The sequence below is a fragment of the Brevundimonas sp. EU05-FHT14B07 genome (assembly GCF_058790795.1).
Map to the genome: position 1 here is coordinate 591,011 of NZ_JBYTCZ010000001.1, position 16,656 is coordinate 607,666.

Below are 16,656 nucleotides of genomic sequence, written 5' to 3' on the forward strand. Positions count from 1 at the left end.
GGGGATGGCAGGCACCGATTGATGTCGGCGCGCGGCGCGGCCGATGCGGGCTGGGTCTATGGCGCGCATGTCGCCCGCTATGTCTCGCCGCTGCTGCTCTATCCGGTTCTGACGCGACGCCTGGGGCTGGAAGGGTTCGGGATGTTCGCCTCGGCCATCGCCCTGGCCTTGGTGGTGTCGGTGGTCGTGGATTACGGGCAGTCGCTCTCGGGGCCGCGCGACATCGCCGGATCCGTCGAAGGGCGCGGCGTCCTGGTCGGTCAGGCCCTGGCGATGCGCGGCGTGCTGATCCTGCCCGCCGCTGCGGTCGGCGTAGGTCTGGCGGCCTTGAATCCGGTTCTGGAAGGGGCGAGCGTCGTCGTGGCGATGGCGGTCGTTCTGGGGATCGGGCAGGGGGCCAGCCTGCTGTGGTTCTTTCAGGGCATTCGCGATCCCGGTTTGGCAGCGATGCTGGAGGTTGGCTTCGCCCTGGCCGCGACGGGGGTCGTTCTGGCGATGCCCGGCCTGAGCGTCGGCGGCGTGATGGCCGTCCAGGCGGGCGGCGTCTGGGCCGGCTTGGTCGCGACCGGCATCCTGTTGTTGCGACGGCAGAGGGTTCAGGCGCCGGAGCGGGGCTTTGTGAGGCTCCTGATCCAGGGCGGGCCGCTGTTCGCCAGTCGGGCGGTGATCGTCGCCTATACGGGGGCGGGCGTTCTGGCTGTCGCGGCGCTGGCCGGGCCGGCGCAGGCGGCGCTTTACGGGGCGGCGGACCGGCTGGTCGCGGCGTCCGGGTCGCTGATGCGGCCGCTGGCCGGTCTGATTGCGCCCCGGATCGCCGGACTGCTGGGACAGGATCAGGCAGCGGCGTTTCGCACGGCGCGGTGGACGCTGGCGGCATCGACGGGAGCGTTCGTGCTGCTGGCGGCGGGACTGACGCTGACGGCGCCGCTGCTGATCAGACTGTTGTTCGGGGCGGGGTTAGCGGGCGCCGTCGACGTGTTGCGACTTCTGGCCTGGGTGCTGCCGCTGGTGGCCGTCAGCCAGGTGCTGGGGCTGCATCTGATGAACCCGCTGCGGATGGATGGACGGTTCGCGCTGATCGTGGCGCTGGGGTGTGTCGCAACCCTGGGGCCGGCGGTGGTGCTGGCGCCCGGCCTTGGCGCGGCCGGCATGGCGGGCGCGCGGATCATCGGCGAGGCGGCGGTGGTCGTGGCGTGTCTGATCGGCCTGAGGGCGCACTGGGGCGCGCTGTTCCAGACCGGCAGGGGGCGTGATGTCCCGGCGATATGACTGGCTGATCGTCGGCGCCGGTTTCACCGGCGCGGTGGTCGCCGAACGGCTGGCGCGCGGGCTGGATCAGAGCGTGCTGGTGATCGATCAGCGCGACCATGTCGGCGGCAATGCGCACGACCGGCGCGATGCGGGCGGGCGGCTGATCCATCCTTACGGCCCGCACGTGTTTCACACCAACAGTGCGCGTATCTTCGACTATCTGAGCCAGTTCACGGGATGGAGGCCATACGCCCATCGTGTCCAGGGGCGGGTGGACGGGCGACAGGTGCCGCTGCCGTTCAATCTGGATTCGATCGGAACGCTGTTTCCCGCAGCAACGGCCCAGCGGATGACGCACGCCCTGGTCCAGCGGTTTGGTTTCGGGGCGCGGCCCAGCATCCATGACCTGCGACAGGCGGGCGACGATCCGGATCTGAGGCGGCTGGGCGAATATGTCTTCGACAAGGTGTTCGCCGGATACACCGCCAAACAATGGGGGCTGCCGGTCGAGGCGCTGGATGCCTCGGTCACGGCGCGGGTGCCGATCGCGGTCAGCCGGGACGACCGCTATTTCGTCGACCGCCATCAGGCCATGCCGCGCGACGGCTATGGGGCGCTGTTCCAGCGGATGCTGGATCATCCGAACATCACAGTGTCGCTGAACACGCCGATGGATCAGGTGGGGGCGGAGTCGTGGGACCAGATGGTCTATTGCGGCGCGCTGGACGACTATTTCGGCCGGTCGGTCGGGGCCTTGCCCTATCGCAGCGTGCGGTTCGACCATCAGGTCGTGGATGTCGAGGACGGCCTGCCGGTCGGGACAGTCAACTATCCCAACGACTTCGACTTCACGCGCATCACCGATTTCCGCCACCTGACCGGCGAGCGCGGGCCGACGACGGCGACGGTGACTGAATATCCGATGGCTCATGAGGCGGGCGTGAACGACCCCTATTATCCAATCCTGACGGAGGCGTCGCGAGCGTTGGCCGGGCGATATCGCGAGATGGCGGCGACGCTGTCGGGCAAGGTCTGGTTCGCCGGACGGCTGGCCGATTTTCAGTACTACAACATGGACCAGGCGGTCGGGCGGGCGCTCAGCCTGGTCGAGAAATCGCTGGCGCCGGCCATCGCCCGGATGGCGGCATGAGCTCTTCGGTTTGGGCGGTGGTGGTGACGTGGAACCGGCGGGCTCTGCTGGAGCAATGTCTGGCGCACCTGATCGCCCAGACGCGGCTTTGCGACGGCTTGGTAGTGGTCGACAACGCCAGCGACGACGGCACCGCCGAGATGCTGGCCGACGCCTGGGCGGGTCAGGCGATGGTGGTGCGGATGCCGGTCAACACCGGCGGCGCGGGCGGCTTCAACGCCGGCATCCGCGCGGCGATCGAGGCAGGCGCCGACCGGGTCTGGCTGATGGACGACGACGTGCTGGCGGCGCCGGATGCGCTGGAGGCCTTGCTGGCGGCGGAAGCGGGGCTGGCGGATGAGGGCGTCGTTCCGGCCTTCCTGTGTTCCAGCGTGCGATCGCCTGAGGGGCATCTGACCAATACGCCCGAGATCGACCGACGCGAGAATGTGTTGGGCTATCCGGCCTGGGGCGAGCGCCTGGAGCAGGGGATGGCGCCGGTGCGGCAGGCGACCTTCGTCTCGGTTCTGGTCAGTCGGGCGGCGGTGATGCGGCACGGCCTGCCGCTGGCGCCCATGTTCATATGGGGCGACGACACGGAATATACGCTGCGGCTGTCGCGCGAGGGGCCGGGCTATCTGGTCGCGGCCAGCCGCGTCGAGCATGTGCGCGCGGCGCCGGGACGGCTGACCATCGAGACCGAGCCGGATGCGCGGCGCGAGCGGCTGCATCGCTATCTGACGCGCAACGTCATCCTGGCCAAGCGGCGGCACGAGGGAAGGCGCTCGGCGCTGCGCTATGCCGCGTCGCGGCTGAGGCTGGCGGGTCGGCTGGCGCTGGGCGGACGCTGGCGAAAGGCCGGGGTGTTGGTCGCCGGCGTGGTGGACGGGGCGCGGTTCGATCCCGAGGTCGAGCATTGCAGGCCGTCCTGAGCGCATCGCGGCGCGGAACGCTGCGGTGGTCGCAGGTGCGCGCGGCCTATGAGCGGGTGGCTGTGGGTCTGCTGGGCCTGGGCGTGACCTTGCCGCTCTTTCTGACGCCCGGACAGGTCAGCGGGCCCCGGTTAGGCGATCTGGCGCTGGCGGTTGCTGTGCCGCTCGTGGGTGTGACGTGGCGAGGCATGGCGCCGGTTCTGAGGGCGGCGGGCGTGGTCGCGGCGACGTTCTTGGCGATGACGCTGCTGGTGCAGGTCGCGCAGGGCGGCGATCGCCTGAACGTCGGGGATGCGGCCTTCTGGTTTCGGTGGATCGCCTCGGCGCTGGCGGCGCCGGCGGCGGCGAGCCTGATCCTGAGGGACGAGCGACGGCGGGGGCTTTTCCTTTGGGCCGTGCTGGCGGGCGCGGCGTGTCACCTGGCGACCTACGGGCTGGTGACGCTGGTGGGATTGGAGCCTTTGCAGGCCTTGGGGCTCGCGTCGCCGCGCGCGATGCTGACCACGACGGCCGCACAGGTGCGCCTGACGACCCTGGCTGAGCATCCGAATGCGGCGATGGTGATGATCGGGCTGGCGGTCCCGGCAGGCGTGATGCTGGCGGGACGGCGCTGGGCGCGAGGCGCGACGACGTGGGGCGGCGTCGCCGTGGCGGCGCTGGGGTTCGTCAGCACCCTGTCGCGGGGCGGCATGATGGCGGCGATGCTGGCGAGGATGGTCGTCGGTTGGCGTGGGCGTGAACGGGTGCGGCCGTTGGGCGTGGTGCTGACGGTCTGTGTGCTGGCGGCGGGCGCAGCGGCTTTGCAAGCGGGGCGGTTCGACCTCGATGACGGCCGGTTTGCTGGACGGTTCGACAGGATGGCGCTGCAGGACAATCTGGCCGGAAGGACGCTGACCTGGCGGCGGACGGTCGATCTGGTCGTGGAGCGGCCGATGGGGGCTGGCTGGTCGTCGGCAGACGAGATGGGGGCGTTTCGGGCGCTGTCGGTCAGCCACAACGGCTATCTGTTCACGGCGCGGACGGCGGGCGTGGCGAGCGCGCTGGTGCTGCTGGGGCTGCATCTGGCGTCGGCGGCGCGGCTGGACACGCTGACGCCGCTGTCGGTCTATGTGCTGGCGGCGATGTTCGGAGAGGACCTGACGCAGGGGGCGGGGATGGTCTTCCTGTGCTGTCTGGTCGGCGCCTTGGCTTGGCGAAGGCCGCTGGCGCCGTGAGGGTGCTGATCGTCAACACCCTGTATCCGCCGGCGCAGGTCGGCGGGGCGGAACGCAGCGTGGCGCAGTTGGCCCAAGGGCTGAGACGGGCGGGCGTCGAGGCGTCCGTGCTGACGCTGACGCCGGGGCGCGAGGCGGTGAACGAACGGATCGACGGCGTGCCCGTGCAGCGTCTGCCGTTGCGAAACCTGTACTGGCCCTATGAGGGCGCGGGGCGATCGGCGATTCGGCGGGCGGTCTGGCATGGGCTGGAGGCGGCCAATCCGCTGATGGATCAGGCGGTGGATCGGGCGGTCGCGCGGGTGCGGCCGGATCTGATCCATCTGCATTTGACGACGGGGTTTTCGCTGTCGGTCTATCGCGCGGCGGCGCGGTGGGATCTGCCGCTGGTGCAGACGCTGAGGGACTGGTCGATGCTGTGCGCGCGGGCGTCGCTGTTTCGACGCGGACGGCGTTGCGAGCGGCGGTGTAGGTCGTGCGTGTTGGTGACGGCGGGTAAGCGGGCGCGGTCGCAAGGGGTGGACCATATCATCGGGCTGAGCGGGCCTGTGCTGGAGACGCATCGGGCGGCGGGCTATTTTCGGCGGACGCCAGGGTCGGTGATCGGCAATGCAGCGGGCGCGGCGGCGATCGCGCCAAGACCATCGTTGGCCGAGGCGCCGACGATGCGATTCGGGTTTCTGGGGCGGGTCGAGCCGGAAAAGGGGATCGAGGTTCTGCTGGCGGCGACGAGAGGGTTGGCTGGCGACTGGAGGCTGATGATCGGCGGTCGGGGCGAGGCGGATTACGTGCAGGCGTTGAGGCGAGCTTACGATGACCCGCGCATCGTCTGGCTGGGGCAGGTGAAGGCGGAGGCGTTCTGGCTCAAGGTGGATGTGCTGGTTGCGCCGGCGGTGTGGGCCGAGTCGTTCGGACGCAGCGTCGTGGAGGCGGTTCAGCAGGGACGGGGCGTGATCGCCTCGCGCATCGGCGGCTTGCCGGAGGCGGCGCAGGGGGCGGGCATGTCAGCTTTGATTGAACCGGGGGATGCAGGCGCGCTGACGGCGGCGATGCAGGCGGCTGTGGACCAGCCGGGATGCTGGCGTTTCGCGGCAGTTGGAGCGCCGGCCTGGACCGAGGCGTCGATCGTCGAGGCGCACAGGGCCGTCTATCGTCAGGTGCTGAGCAGAAGGGCTTCGATGACTTCGGCCGAGCGTGACCAAGCATAATGATCGGCGCGGCGAAGGCCGGCGTCGCGGCGAGCGACACCCGGTCGGCTGAGCATCTCAGCCATATGGGCGGCCAGGGCTGCGTCGTCGGCAGGGTCGAAATAGAGGGCGGCGTCGGCGCAGACCTCGCGCGTGGCGGGGATGTCGGAGGCGATGACCGGACAGCCGAGGGTCATCGCCTCAAGCGGCGGGATGCCGAAGCCTTCGTAGAGACTGGGAAAGACCAGGGCGCGCGCGCCGCCGAGCAGGGCGGTGATCTCGGCATCCGAGCGACGGCCGGCGAAGATCAGACGCGGGTCGGCCGGAAAGGTGGAACGGTCGAAGACAGCGGGTCGGTCGCCGATGAGGACCAGCCGAACGGCGGGGTCTGCAAGATGGGACAGGGCGTGGATGGCGACGGCGAGATTCTTGTTCGGCGTCAGATTACCCAAGGCCACGAAGTAGGGACGGGGCGTCAGGACTAGGCTTTCGATGACGGCGGGGTCGGGCGTGATGTTGCGAAGATGGTCGGCGCTATTCGGGGCGACGGCGATGCTGTTGGGCGACAGGTTCAGGACCGAGGCCAACTCGCGCCGGGAGAACTCGGAGACGGTCGCCAACCGCGCCCGGCGCGCCAGGATTCTGTTCAGGGCGCGGTGGAAGGCGGCGTAGCCTGTTCGGAAATGCTCAGGATGACGAAAGACGGCGGCGTCGTGGATGACGACGATGTGCCGCCGGTGCAGCACCGGACCCGAACCCCCTAACGAAAGCAGCCGGCCATGGCGCGCGGTCCAGGCCAGGGCGGTCTGTTCCCAAAGATGGCCGCCCGCGCGCTCTATCTTGCGGGTCGGGATGTTGAGCAGGTTCAGGTTCTCGGCGCCGGGGGGCGTCAGTAGGACGTAACGCTCGGCCGCGCCGGGGCGCTGGTCAAGGGCGCGGACGATCTGACGCGCATAGCGCTGAACCCCGCTCATCGGCTGGGTCAGGAAGCGGCCGTTGATGAAGATGGGCTCAGCCACCCAGGCGTCGGCGAGCGAAGGCGTCGCGGTAGATTTGGACGGTCTGTTCGGCCATGCGTGAGGCGGACAGCAGGCCCGGCGCAATTGGCAGGGGAACGACGCGGCTGGCCAGCGCGGTGCGCATCGCCTCGGCCAGATGATCGGGCGAGGCGTCGACGGGCAGGCGGTCGATGCGCGCGCCGGCCTGGATCAGACGCCCGATCCCGCCGACGTTGGTGCAGACGATCGGCAGGCCCAGGGCGGCCGCCTCGATCATGGCGTAGGAATCGGCCTCGTAACGGCTGGTAAGAGCAAAAAGATCAAAGCCCGGCATCAACGGCGCAGCGTCGCGTGCGCCCAGCAGACGTAAGGTGTCGCCGCCGGCGGTCCTGACCGCCGAGGCCAGATCCCCGTCACCGATCATGACGCCGATGATGCGCGGATCGATCGCGTTCGCTTCGCGGACGGCGTGGGCGAATCGAACGGGGTCTTTCTGGGTGCAGAACCGGCCGACGAAGCCGATGACCAGAGCGTCGTTGGGAACGCCGAGGGCTTGGCGGGCGGCGAGACGATCGTTGGCGGGCGGCGCGGCCAGGCCGTTGGGAACGATGTGCAAGCGGTTTCCGCCGAGCCGCCAGCGACGGGCGACGGCAGCTTCTTCCTCAGAGACGGCGATGATGGCGTCGCCGCACAGGGCCAACAGCGCCTCGGCCGCGCCGGCGATGATCGTCGTCAGGCTGGCCGGGCCCATCATCGGCAGGGCGTGAGGGGTGTAGATCTTGGCGGCGCCGGGCGCGTGGGCCAGCCGGACCAGGGCGCCAGCCTTGGCGCTGTGGCCGTGAACGACCTCGAACGGGCCGAGGCGGGCGATCAGGTGGTTCAGGGCGTGAAGGGCGGCGACGTCCCACGGTCCGACGCTGCGCCTCATCGGCAAGCGTTCATTGGCGTGGAGGGGAAGGGCGGCGACCGCGGCCTCGAACCAGGGCTCGGCGCGGCGTGGCGACCAGATGAGGGACACCTGATGGCCGCTTCCGATCAGGGCGCGGGCCAGATCGACCACATGACGCCCCGAGCCGCCGCCGGACGGCTCGATGACCAGAAGAATGCGCAATGTCGTCCCCCGACGATGGCTCAGCGTTGCAACTGAAAGCCATCATCGAGAAACGTCAAGATTGCGTGCTTAGTTGACTGTCGCCTTGACGATCTTGCCGGGGCTGCGCGGCGGCTCGCCCTTGGGCAGGGCATCGACGTGTTCCATGCCCGATTCGACCTGACCCCAGACGGTGTACTGGCGATCCAGGAAGGTGGCGTCGTCGAAGACGATGAAGAACTGCGAGTTGGCGCTGTTGGGGTCCGAGGTGCGGGCCATCGAGCAGACGCCGCGCACGTGCGGCTCGGCCGAGAACTCGGCCTTCAGGTTCGGCTTCTTGGAGCCCGAGGTGCCGGTGCCGGTAGGGTCGCCGCCCTGAGCCATGAAGCCCGGGATCACGCGGTGGAAGACCACGCCGTCGTAGAAGCCTTCCTTGGCCAACTCGGTGATGCGTTCGACGTGGCCGGGGGCCAGGTCGGGGCGCAGCTTGATGACCACGTCGCGGGCTTCGCCGTCGCCGGTGTCCAGGGTGAAGGTCAGGGTGTCGGCCATGTCGGTCGTCCTCTTTGGGTTGATTTGAGGCGGGACATAGCCCGCAACGCCGGTCGGGGCTATGTGGGGACGATGAGCGAAGACGAAAAGCCCCAAGAGCGCCGCCGGATGGTGAAACCGCCCACCGGCGGGACCGCCGCCGGACGCGGCATGGGCACCAAGATGAAGACGGCCGACACCAAGTCGATGTCGAGCCAGCAATGGATCAAACGCCAGCTGTCGGACAAATGGTCCGAAAAAGCGCGGGCCGAAGGCTGGCGCTCGCGCGCGGCGTTCAAGCTGATCGAGATCGACGACAAGTTCCGGCTGATCAAGCGCGGGTCAAAGGTCGTCGATCTGGGCGCGGCGCCGGGCGGCTGGGTTCAGGTGGCGTTGAACCGGGGTGCGGGCGCGGTGGCGGGCGTGGATTTGCTGATGATCGCGCCGATCCCGGGCGCGACCCTGCTTCAGGCCGACTTCACCCATCCGGGCGTGGACCAGCAGTTGATCGACGCCATCGGCGGGGCGCCGGACCTGGTGCTGTCGGACATGGCGCACAACACGGTCGGGCATCGCCAGACGGACCATTTAAAGATCATCGCCCTGATCGAGATCGCCGCCGATTTCGCCATCCGTACCCTGAGGCCGGGTGGCAACTTTGTCTCCAAGAACTTCCAGGGCGGGGACGCCGGCGGCGTTCTAGCGCGGCTGCGCGAGGAGTTCGAGACGGTGAAATACGTCAAGCCGGCGTCGAGCCGTAAGGACAGCGCCGAGGTGTTTCTGGTTGCGCTGAACAAGCGCTGACGCGTCAGGCGGCGGCTGTGCCCGCGCGGGCTCTGCGATCTTCCAGGCGGGACCAGATGCGGTCGTGCAGGGCGAAGAAGAGCGTTTGCACCAGAGGCTCGACCATGCCGATGGTCAGCGCCGTGCGGATGTCGTTGGTCAGGGCGTAGGCCACGGCGACCGCCACGGCGAAATGCATGACGCCATAGGTGACGGTCTTCAGCGCGATCTGTTTGAACGACCGGGGCAGGGTGTGGCTGTGGCCGTGATGGGCGTCGTGCGAGCGGCGCTGTTCCTCGGGCGACATGATGTCGAGGCGGGCGGTGAAGGCCTCTGTCGCCTCCTCGATATTGGAGGCCATGCGACGCCGCTCGACCTTGTGCCAGACGCGGTCGTGGACGGTGTAGGCGATGGTCTGAAAGATCGGCTCGACCATGCCGACGGCCAGGGCGATGCGCCAGTCGCGGGTGATGGCGAAGGCGACCAGGATGGCGACGATCAGGTGCATGACGCCATAGCTGGCGATCTTCAGAGCCAGTTTGCGCGCGGTGCTGAGGATGACGGCGACCATGCGGAGAGAATGGTGAGCGGCCCTGCGGGTTGCAAAGCAATAAAATCTATCGGGCCTATAACCGCAATCGGCCTTGCCCCCGACCCCCGCATCCCGTTATACGCGGCCCGCAAAACGGAGACTCCCTATGGAGATACGCGAAGGACTGACCTTCGACGATGTTTTGCTGGAACCCGGCGCATCCGAGTTCATGCCGGCGATGGTCGATGTCTCGACCCAGCTGACGCGCGACATCAAACTGAACATCCCACTGCTGTCGTCCGCCATGGACACGGTGACGGAAAGCCGTCTGGCCATCGCCATGGCCCAGTCCGGCGGTCTGGGCGTTCTGCACCGCAACATGACCATCGAGGAGCAGGCTGACGAGGTCCGCGCCGTCAAACGCTATGAGAGCGGGATGGTGGTCAATCCTGTGACGGTCGGCCCGCAGACGACGCTGGGCGAAGTGCGCGAGATCGTTGCGCGCAAGAAGATCACCGGCTTCCCCGTCGTGGATCCGGCGACGGGCAAGCTGGTCGGCATGCTGACCCACCGCGACATGCGCTTCGAGAGCGACCTCAACGTCACCGCCGCCTCGCTGATGACCACGGGCGACCTGATCACGGTCCGCGAAGGCGCCAGCCGCGACGAGGCGCGCGAGCTGCTGAAGACCCGCAAGATCGAACGCGTCATCGTGGTGGACGAGGATTATCGGGCCGTCGGCCTGATCACCATGAAGGACATCGAGAAGGCCCAGGCCTTCCCCCACGCGGCCAAGGACGACCAGGGGCGTCTGCTGGTCGGGGCGGCTTCGACGGTCGGCGACGCCGGCTACGAGCGGGCGATGGCTCTGGCCGAAGCGGGTTGCGACGTGGTCGTGATCGACACCGCCCACGGTCACTCGGCCTCGGTCGCCCAGGTGGTCGAGCGGATCAAGCGCGAGAACAACCGGCTGCAGATCATCGCCGGCAATGTCGCGACCTATGATGCGACGCGGGCCCTGATCGACGCAGGCGCGGATGCGGTGAAGGTGGGCATCGGTCCCGGCTCCATCTGCACCACGCGCATTGTCGCCGGCGTGGGCGTGCCGCAGCTGACGGCGGTGATGGACGCCGCGCGCGCGGCCAGGGGCACGGGCGCCTCGGTCATCGCGGACGGGGGCATCAAATACTCGGGCGACCTGGCCAAGGCCATCGCGGCCGGCGCCAACGTGGCCATGATGGGCTCGATGTTCGCCGGCACCGACGAAAGCCCTGGCGAGGTCTTCCTGTATCAGGGCCGCAGCTACAAGTCGTATCGCGGCATGGGTTCGGTCGGCGCGATGGCGCGCGGCTCGGCAGATCGGTATTTCCAGAAGGAAGTCTCGTCCGAGAAGCTGGTGCCCGAGGGCATCGAGGGTCAGACGCCCTACAAGGGGCCGATCAGCCCGGTCCTGCACCAGATGGTCGGCGGTCTTCGCGCCTCCATGGGCTATGTCGGCGCCGGCACGATTCCGGAGTTCCAGGAACGCGCCCGTTTCGTGCGCATCACCGGCGCGGGTCTGCGTGAAAGCCACGTCCACGACGTGATGATCACGCGTGAAGCGCCCAACTATCGGCAGGGGTAGGCGACCATGACGACCGAACTCACCTATCTGGCCCTGACGCTGATCCTGGCCCTGGTTCAGATCTTCCTGCCCGCCGGGGCGCGGACGGCCGAGTTCGGCTCGAAATGGAATGCGGGCCCGCGCGACGAGACGCCGGAGGCGAAGAAGCCGCTGACCGGCCGTCTCGAACGCGCCCAGGCCAATCTGTACGAGACCCTGCCCCTGTTCATCGGCGCGGTGCTGATCGCCCATGTCATCGGCGCGTCCAGCGCTCTGACGGTTTGGGGCGCGGCGCTCTATTTCTGGGCGCGGGTGGTCTATGTGCCGCTCTACGCCTTCGGCGTTCCCTATATCCGGTCGCTGGTCTGGGTGGTCTCGCTTGCGGGACTGGTCATGGTCCTGGCGTCCCTGTTCTTCGTTTGAAAGCCTGAATTGACCCCAGCCGCTCGCCTCGCCGCCGCCGCCTCCGTCCTGGACTCCATCGCCCAGGGCCGCCAACCCGCCGAGGCCGTCATGAAGGCCTGGGGCACGGCCAACCGCTACGCTGGGTCCAAGGACCGTCGCGCCATCGCCGACCGGGTCTATAAGGTGCTGCGCGCGCGCGGACGCCTGTCGTGGATCATGGGCGGGCGTGAAGACGGTCGGGCCCTGGTCATCGGTTCGCTGCACGCCATCGATGGCCTTTCGCTAGAAGAGATCGAGGCCCTGCATTCGGGCGACGGCTATGGTCCGCGCCCGCTATCCAAACAGGAGCGCAGCCGCATCACGGCCGGGCAGGGCGAACTGCCGGGCTGGGTCGCCGCCGGCCTGCCCGAGTTCGTGGTCGAGGATTTCAAGGCCACCTTCGGCGACCGCTGGGCCGAGGAAGCCCACGCCCTGATGGCGCCGCGCGCGCCGATCGACCTGCGCGTCAATGATGCGGGCGCCACGGTCGATGAGGTCGAAGCCGAACTGAAGGCCGCAGGGCTGGACGTGTCGCGCACGCCCTGGTCGGCCGTCGGCCTGCGCGTGCCGTCGGAACCGCCGCCCAACATCCAGGCGCTGGACGGCTTCAAGGCCGGTCGGTTCGAAATCCAGGACGAAGGCAGTCAGGTCGTCTGCTGGCTGGCGGGCGCCGCACCCGGCATGACGGTGGTGGACTACTGCGCCGGCGGCGGCGGCAAGACGCTGGGTCTGGCCCAGGCGATGAAAGGGCAGGGCAAGCTGGTCGCCTCGGACGTCGTCAACAAGCGGCTGGAAAACATCCGTCCTCGCCTGCAGCGCGCAGGCGTCGAGGCGGAGCTGGTCCTGATCGGTCAGAACGGCGGCGGCCTGGAAGACCTGAACGGGCAGGCCGATCTGGTCTTCGTCGATGCGCCCTGTTCGGGGTCCGGCACCTGGCGTCGCCGTCCCGAGGACGCCTGGCGTCTGACCGCCGAAGAGGTCGAAAAGCTGCACGGCCTGCAGGTGCGTATTTTGAGCCAGGCGACCAAGCTGGTGAAGCCGGGCGGCCGTCTGGTCTATGTCACCTGTTCGATGCTGGCGCGCGAAAACGAGGCCAGCGTGGACGCCTTCGAGGCCGCCAATCCCGATTTCCGCCCGGTCGCCGTCGCCGATGTCCTGTCGGCGCCGCAACTGAGCCAGGCGGCTCAGGCGAAGTTCGCCGAGCTGGCGTCCGGGGCGCGCCTGCGCCTGTCGCCAGCCTCGGCCGACACTGACGGCTTCTTCGCCGCCGTCTACGAGCGCGCGGCATGAAGCTGGCGCGGCATGGCGGAGTTTCGCTGCTCTACGTCATGGCCGCGCCTGCTGAATTCGGCCTGCACCTTCAGGCCCGGATCGCGCCGCTGATGACCGGCGTTGGTCCGGTCGAGGCCGCCGTCAGCCTGAGCGCCGTCCTGGCGCGGCTGGAGGCGGCGGGCGGTCTGCCGGATCTGATCGTATCGCTGGGCTCGTGCGGATCGCGGGTGCTGGAACATGCGGCCGTCTATCAGGCCTCGTCGGTCGCCTATCGCGACATGGACGCCAGCCCGCTCGGTTTTCCGAAGGGCGTGACCCCCTTGCTGGACCAGCCCGCCGTCCTGTCTTTGCCGTGCCCGACCCCCGGCGTGCCGACGGCGACCCTGTCGACGGGGGCGAACGTCGTCTCCGGCGCCGCCTATGACGCCATCGACGCCGAGATGGTGGACATGGAGACTTGGGCCCTGGTCCGCGCCGCTCAGACCTTCGGCGTGCCCCTGATCGCCCTGCGCGGCGTGTCGGACGGCCGCGCCGAGTTGAAGGCGTTGGAGGACTGGACCTCAACCCTGCATCATGTGGACGAGAACCTGGCCGTTGCCCTGGATCGGCTGATCGCCGTGCTGGAGGTCGACGGCCCCGCCGCTCTTGAGCTTCCCGCCCTTGAATATCGGCCCCACCCCGCCAAGACCCCGCCCATCTTCCTGCCCCGGATTCGCTCACGCCATGACCACGCCGCAAGACCACCAAAAGGTCCTCATCGTCGACTTCGGCAGCCAGGTGACGCAACTGATCGCGCGGCGCCTGCGCGAGGCCAGCGTCTATTGCGAGATCCATCCGTTCCAGAAGGCGGAAGCGGCTCTGACGGCCATGAACCCGGCGGCCATCATCCTGTCGGGCGGTCCCGAGAGCGTGCATGAAGAGGGCAGTCCCCGCGCGCCGCAGGGCGTGTTCGAGGCCGGCGTGCCGGTGCTGGGCATCTGTTACGGCGAGATGACGATGTGCGAGCAACTGGGCGGCAAGGTCGAGGGCGGCCATACCCGCGAGTTCGGCCGCGCCGAGATCACGGTTCAGAAGACCTCGCCCCTGCTGGCCGACCTGGCCCCCGTCGGCGAGAACGAAGAGGTCTGGATGAGCCATGGCGACAAGATCGTCGCCATTCCGCAAGGCTTCGACGTGGTCGCCTCGTCCGAGGGGTCACCCTATGCGGTGATCGCCGACGAGGCCCGTCGCTTCTACGGTGTGCAGTTCCACCCCGAGGTGATGCACACACCGCGCGGCCATCAGATGCTGAAGAACTTCACCCACGGGATCGCGGGCTTGAAGGGCGACTGGACCATGGCCGCCTATCGCGACGAGAAGATCGCTCAAATCCGCGAACAGGTCGGCGACGCCAAGGTGATCTGCGGCCTGTCGGGCGGGGTGGACTCCTCGGTCGCCGCCGTCCTGATCCATGAGGCCATCGGGGATCAACTGACCTGCGTCTTTGTCGACACCGGCCTGTTGAGAAAGGACGAGGCGACCCAGGTCACGACCCTGTTCCGGGAACACTACAACATCCCGCTGGTGCATGTTGATGCATCAAAGGAATTCCTCGGCGAACTGGCCGGGATTTCCGACCCCGAGACCAAGCGCAAGACCATCGGCCGGCTGTTCATCGAGGTGTTCGATCGCGAATCCGCCAAGATCGAGGGCGCCGAATTCCTGGCCCAGGGCACCCTCTATCCGGACGTGATCGAGAGCGTCTCCTCGTCCAGCGGCAAGGCCCATGTCATCAAGAGCCACCATAACGTCGGCGGCCTGCCGGACTATATGAAACTCAAACTGGTCGAGCCTCTGCGCGAACTGTTCAAGGACGAGGTGCGTGCGCTAGGCCGCGAACTGGGGCTCAGCGACGCCTTCGTCGGTCGCCATCCGTTCCCCGGACCGGGCCTGGCCATCCGCATACCGGGCGAGATCACGCCGGAGGCCGTCGAAACCCTGCAACAGGCGGACGCTATCTATCTCGACGAGATCCGCAAGGCCGGCCTCTACGACAAGATCTGGCAGGCCTTCGCCGTCCTGCTGCCCGTCAAGACCGTCGGCGTCATGGGCGACGCCCGCACTTATGAAAAGGTCCTGGCCCTGCGCGCCGTCTCCTCCACCGACGGCATGACCGCCGACTTCTACCAATTCCCTTGGGACGTGCTGTCCAAGACCGCCACCCGCATCATCAACGAAGTCCGCGGCGTCAACCGCGTCGTCTACGACGTCACGTCCAAGCCGCCGGGGACGATCGAGTGGGAATAAGCATTTTTGGAGACTGCCGCCTGGGCCGCCTACGCGAGGCTGTCCGATTGATCGGTTTTGAGTTTTCACTAGTCAACTGCGACAGCGCTCACCCGATTTGTTGATCGGGCCGACGTCAGAATAGGCTGATCGGAAAACCGATCAACCCCGACGATTGCAGGTGCTCGATGCCTTCCATGACGGGGATGGCGGCGAGGAAGACCAGGCCGTCGCGTAGGGTGCGGACGAAGAAGGCGGGACGGACGATCAGTTCGTCGGCGTCGCGCCAGCGGGCGGGATTGGGCAAGAAGCGCGGCGTGCGAGCGCAATAGGCGGCATAGGGCGCGCCGAAATGTTCAGCCAGCCAGGCCTCTTCGCGACCGACCGTGCGCAGGAAGACCAGGAACGTCGCCACGGCGAAGATCGCGCCGATGGTCACGCTGCCGGTCTGGGCTCCGACGCCGAAGGCGCCGATGAAGCTGAAGACATACAGCGGGTTGCGCGTGATGGAATAGGGGCCACGATCGACGATCTCGGCCTTCTTGCGTCCGCCGATATAGAGCGAGCACCAGGCGCGGCCGACGATGGCGACGATGATCGCGGCCAGGCCTAGGCCTTCGACGCCCTCATGCCATTCGCCGTCGAGGGCGGCGACCGAGCGGACGCTGGCGGTCAGGACGATGAGGGCCAGCAGAACAAGACCAGCGAACCATTTGCGACGCCGCTGAACGACATCGAGCGACAGGGCGGGGGGAACAGGGCTCATGGCGGGTCTATTCAGTGGTGCTGCTGGGCGCGGACGAGCAGGGCGCGGGCCTCGGCCTTGCGACCGCGGTCGGCGACGGCGCGACCGGGACGGGCGGGGGCGTCGATGGCCTTTTGCAGGTAGCGGGCAGCGCCGTTCCAATCGTGTTCACGCACCAGCAGATCACCCATGAAGAAGTTGGCGTCAACGTCGTTGGGCGCCATAGCCAAACCGCGCTGGAGGTAGTCGCGGGCGCGCTGACGGTTGCCGAAACCGATCGGGGCGCCCGGCACCTGGGCGTAGAGCGAACCGAGGCTGACATAGACCGAGCCGTTCAGCGCGCGCGGGTTGATCCGCTCGGCCTGTTCCAGTTCGGTGCGCGCCTCACGCACGAGGCCCAGCGCGCCGATGCCGCCCTTCAATCCCGCTTCCGAAGCGGTGATGATGGCGTCCCAGACCAACGGTTCGGCGCGGTTGGGGCACTGGGCCACGACGGCGTCGGCCTGGGTGTTCAGCCGCGCCATTTCCGCCATTCGAACGCCTTGCGGAACGTCGAAGTTCACATGGTCCCACGACTGCTGGAGACCGCGCGCGCGGTCGTCGCAGGCGTCGGCATGGGCGACGGAGGCGACCGTCAGGGGGGCGGTCATCAGGGCCAGGGCGAACAGGGCGGTTTTCAT

16 protein-coding genes and 1 pseudogene are annotated in these 16,656 nt (G+C 68.1%); 11 read left to right on the forward strand and 6 right to left on the reverse strand.

What is annotated here, in order from left to right; genetic code table 11:
• Positions 1-21: 21 nt before the first annotated feature.
• Genes AC3WRC_RS02900 through AC3WRC_RS02920 form a run of 5 tightly spaced genes read left to right on the forward strand, consistent with a single transcriptional unit; the run spans position 22 to position 5,734 of the window.
• A complete protein-coding gene (locus AC3WRC_RS02900) occupies positions 22-1,269 on the forward strand; it encodes an oligosaccharide flippase family protein (RefSeq protein WP_492302837.1) in 1,248 nt (415 codons plus the stop codon).
• Positions 1,253-2,401, forward strand: a complete 1,149-nt coding sequence (glf, locus tag AC3WRC_RS02905) for a UDP-galactopyranose mutase (protein ID WP_492302838.1) — start codon at positions 1,253-1,255, stop codon at positions 2,399-2,401. Before AC3WRC_RS02900 ends, glf begins: the two co-directional genes overlap by 17 nt.
• The gene (locus AC3WRC_RS02910) at positions 2,398-3,312 is read left to right on the forward strand and encodes a glycosyltransferase (protein WP_055753227.1); all 915 of its coding nucleotides are present in this window, start codon (positions 2,398-2,400) and stop codon (positions 3,310-3,312) included. The genes glf and AC3WRC_RS02910 overlap by 4 nt, the downstream gene beginning before the upstream one ends.
• A gap of 35 nt (positions 3,313-3,347) precedes the next feature.
• The gene (locus tag AC3WRC_RS02915; protein ID WP_492302839.1) at positions 3,348-4,526 is read left to right on the forward strand and encodes an O-antigen ligase family protein; all 1,179 of its coding nucleotides are present in this window, start codon (positions 3,348-3,350) and stop codon (positions 4,524-4,526) included.
• Entirely contained in the window at positions 4,502-5,734 is a 1,233-nt protein-coding gene (locus tag AC3WRC_RS02920) for a glycosyltransferase (RefSeq protein ID WP_492302840.1), read from the forward strand. Before AC3WRC_RS02915 ends, AC3WRC_RS02920 begins: the two co-directional genes overlap by 25 nt.
• Here AC3WRC_RS02920 and AC3WRC_RS02925 read toward each other — a convergent pair.
• The 3 genes from AC3WRC_RS02925 to AC3WRC_RS02935 form a co-directional block, all read right to left on the reverse strand.
• Complete coding sequence (locus AC3WRC_RS02925; protein ID WP_492302841.1) at positions 5,680-6,732, reverse strand: glycosyltransferase family 4 protein; 1,053 nt, start codon at positions 6,730-6,732, stop codon at positions 5,680-5,682. The two genes, AC3WRC_RS02920 and AC3WRC_RS02925, sit on opposite strands and share 55 nt — an antisense overlap.
• Positions 6,725-7,822, reverse strand: coding sequence for a glycosyltransferase family 4 protein (locus AC3WRC_RS02930; RefSeq protein WP_492302842.1), 1,098 nt, complete (start codon positions 7,820-7,822; stop codon positions 6,725-6,727). Before AC3WRC_RS02930 ends, AC3WRC_RS02925 begins: the two co-directional genes overlap by 8 nt.
• Before the next feature lie 69 nt (positions 7,823-7,891).
• Positions 7,892-8,353, reverse strand: a complete 462-nt coding sequence (locus AC3WRC_RS02935) for a peptidylprolyl isomerase (protein ID WP_017504078.1) — start codon at positions 8,351-8,353, stop codon at positions 7,892-7,894.
• Positions 8,354-8,425: 72 nt separating this feature from the next.
• Here AC3WRC_RS02935 and AC3WRC_RS02940 point away from each other — a divergent pair, with 72 nt between their 5' ends.
• Positions 8,426-9,136 (forward strand): RlmE family RNA methyltransferase, encoded by a 711-nt coding sequence (locus AC3WRC_RS02940; protein ID WP_066626066.1) that lies wholly within the window; start codon positions 8,426-8,428, stop codon positions 9,134-9,136.
• A gap of 4 nt (positions 9,137-9,140) precedes the next feature.
• On the opposite strand, the gene AC3WRC_RS02945 is transcribed toward AC3WRC_RS02940, so the two are convergent.
• Positions 9,141-9,686, reverse strand: a complete 546-nt coding sequence (locus AC3WRC_RS02945; protein WP_492302843.1) for a DUF2061 domain-containing protein — start codon at positions 9,684-9,686, stop codon at positions 9,141-9,143.
• 127 nt (positions 9,687-9,813) lie between these two features.
• Between AC3WRC_RS02945 and guaB the strand changes: the two genes are divergently transcribed.
• From guaB to guaA, 5 genes and pseudogenes are all read left to right on the forward strand, one after another.
• The gene (gene guaB / locus AC3WRC_RS02950) at positions 9,814-11,271 is read left to right on the forward strand and encodes an IMP dehydrogenase (protein WP_271041476.1); all 1,458 of its coding nucleotides are present in this window, start codon (positions 9,814-9,816) and stop codon (positions 11,269-11,271) included.
• 6 nt (positions 11,272-11,277) lie between these two features.
• On the forward strand, positions 11,278-11,673 hold the full coding sequence (locus AC3WRC_RS02955) for an MAPEG family protein (protein ID WP_066626054.1): 396 nt from the start codon (positions 11,278-11,280) through the stop codon (positions 11,671-11,673).
• A gap of 9 nt (positions 11,674-11,682) precedes the next feature.
• A complete protein-coding gene (locus AC3WRC_RS02960; protein ID WP_492302844.1) occupies positions 11,683-12,984 on the forward strand; it encodes an RsmB/NOP family class I SAM-dependent RNA methyltransferase in 1,302 nt (433 codons plus the stop codon).
• A gap of 38 nt (positions 12,985-13,022) precedes the next feature.
• Positions 13,023-13,532 (forward strand): annotated as a pseudogene (locus tag AC3WRC_RS02965) (5'-methylthioadenosine/S-adenosylhomocysteine nucleosidase); the annotation flags it as partial.
• A 157-nt stretch (positions 13,533-13,689) separates the two neighbouring features.
• Positions 13,690-15,252: a glutamine-hydrolyzing GMP synthase gene (gene guaA, locus AC3WRC_RS02970; RefSeq protein WP_492302845.1), complete on the forward strand. Its 1,563-nt coding sequence runs from the start codon at positions 13,690-13,692 to the stop codon at positions 15,250-15,252.
• Positions 15,253-15,367: 115 nt separating this feature from the next.
• On the opposite strand, the gene AC3WRC_RS02975 is transcribed toward guaA, so the two are convergent.
• Entirely contained in the window at positions 15,368-15,997 is a 630-nt protein-coding gene (locus AC3WRC_RS02975; protein ID WP_492302846.1) for a methyltransferase family protein, read from the reverse strand.
• Between the two features lie 11 nt (positions 15,998-16,008).
• Positions 16,009-16,656: a tetratricopeptide repeat protein gene (locus tag AC3WRC_RS02980; RefSeq protein WP_492302847.1), complete on the reverse strand. Its 648-nt coding sequence runs from the start codon at positions 16,654-16,656 to the stop codon at positions 16,009-16,011.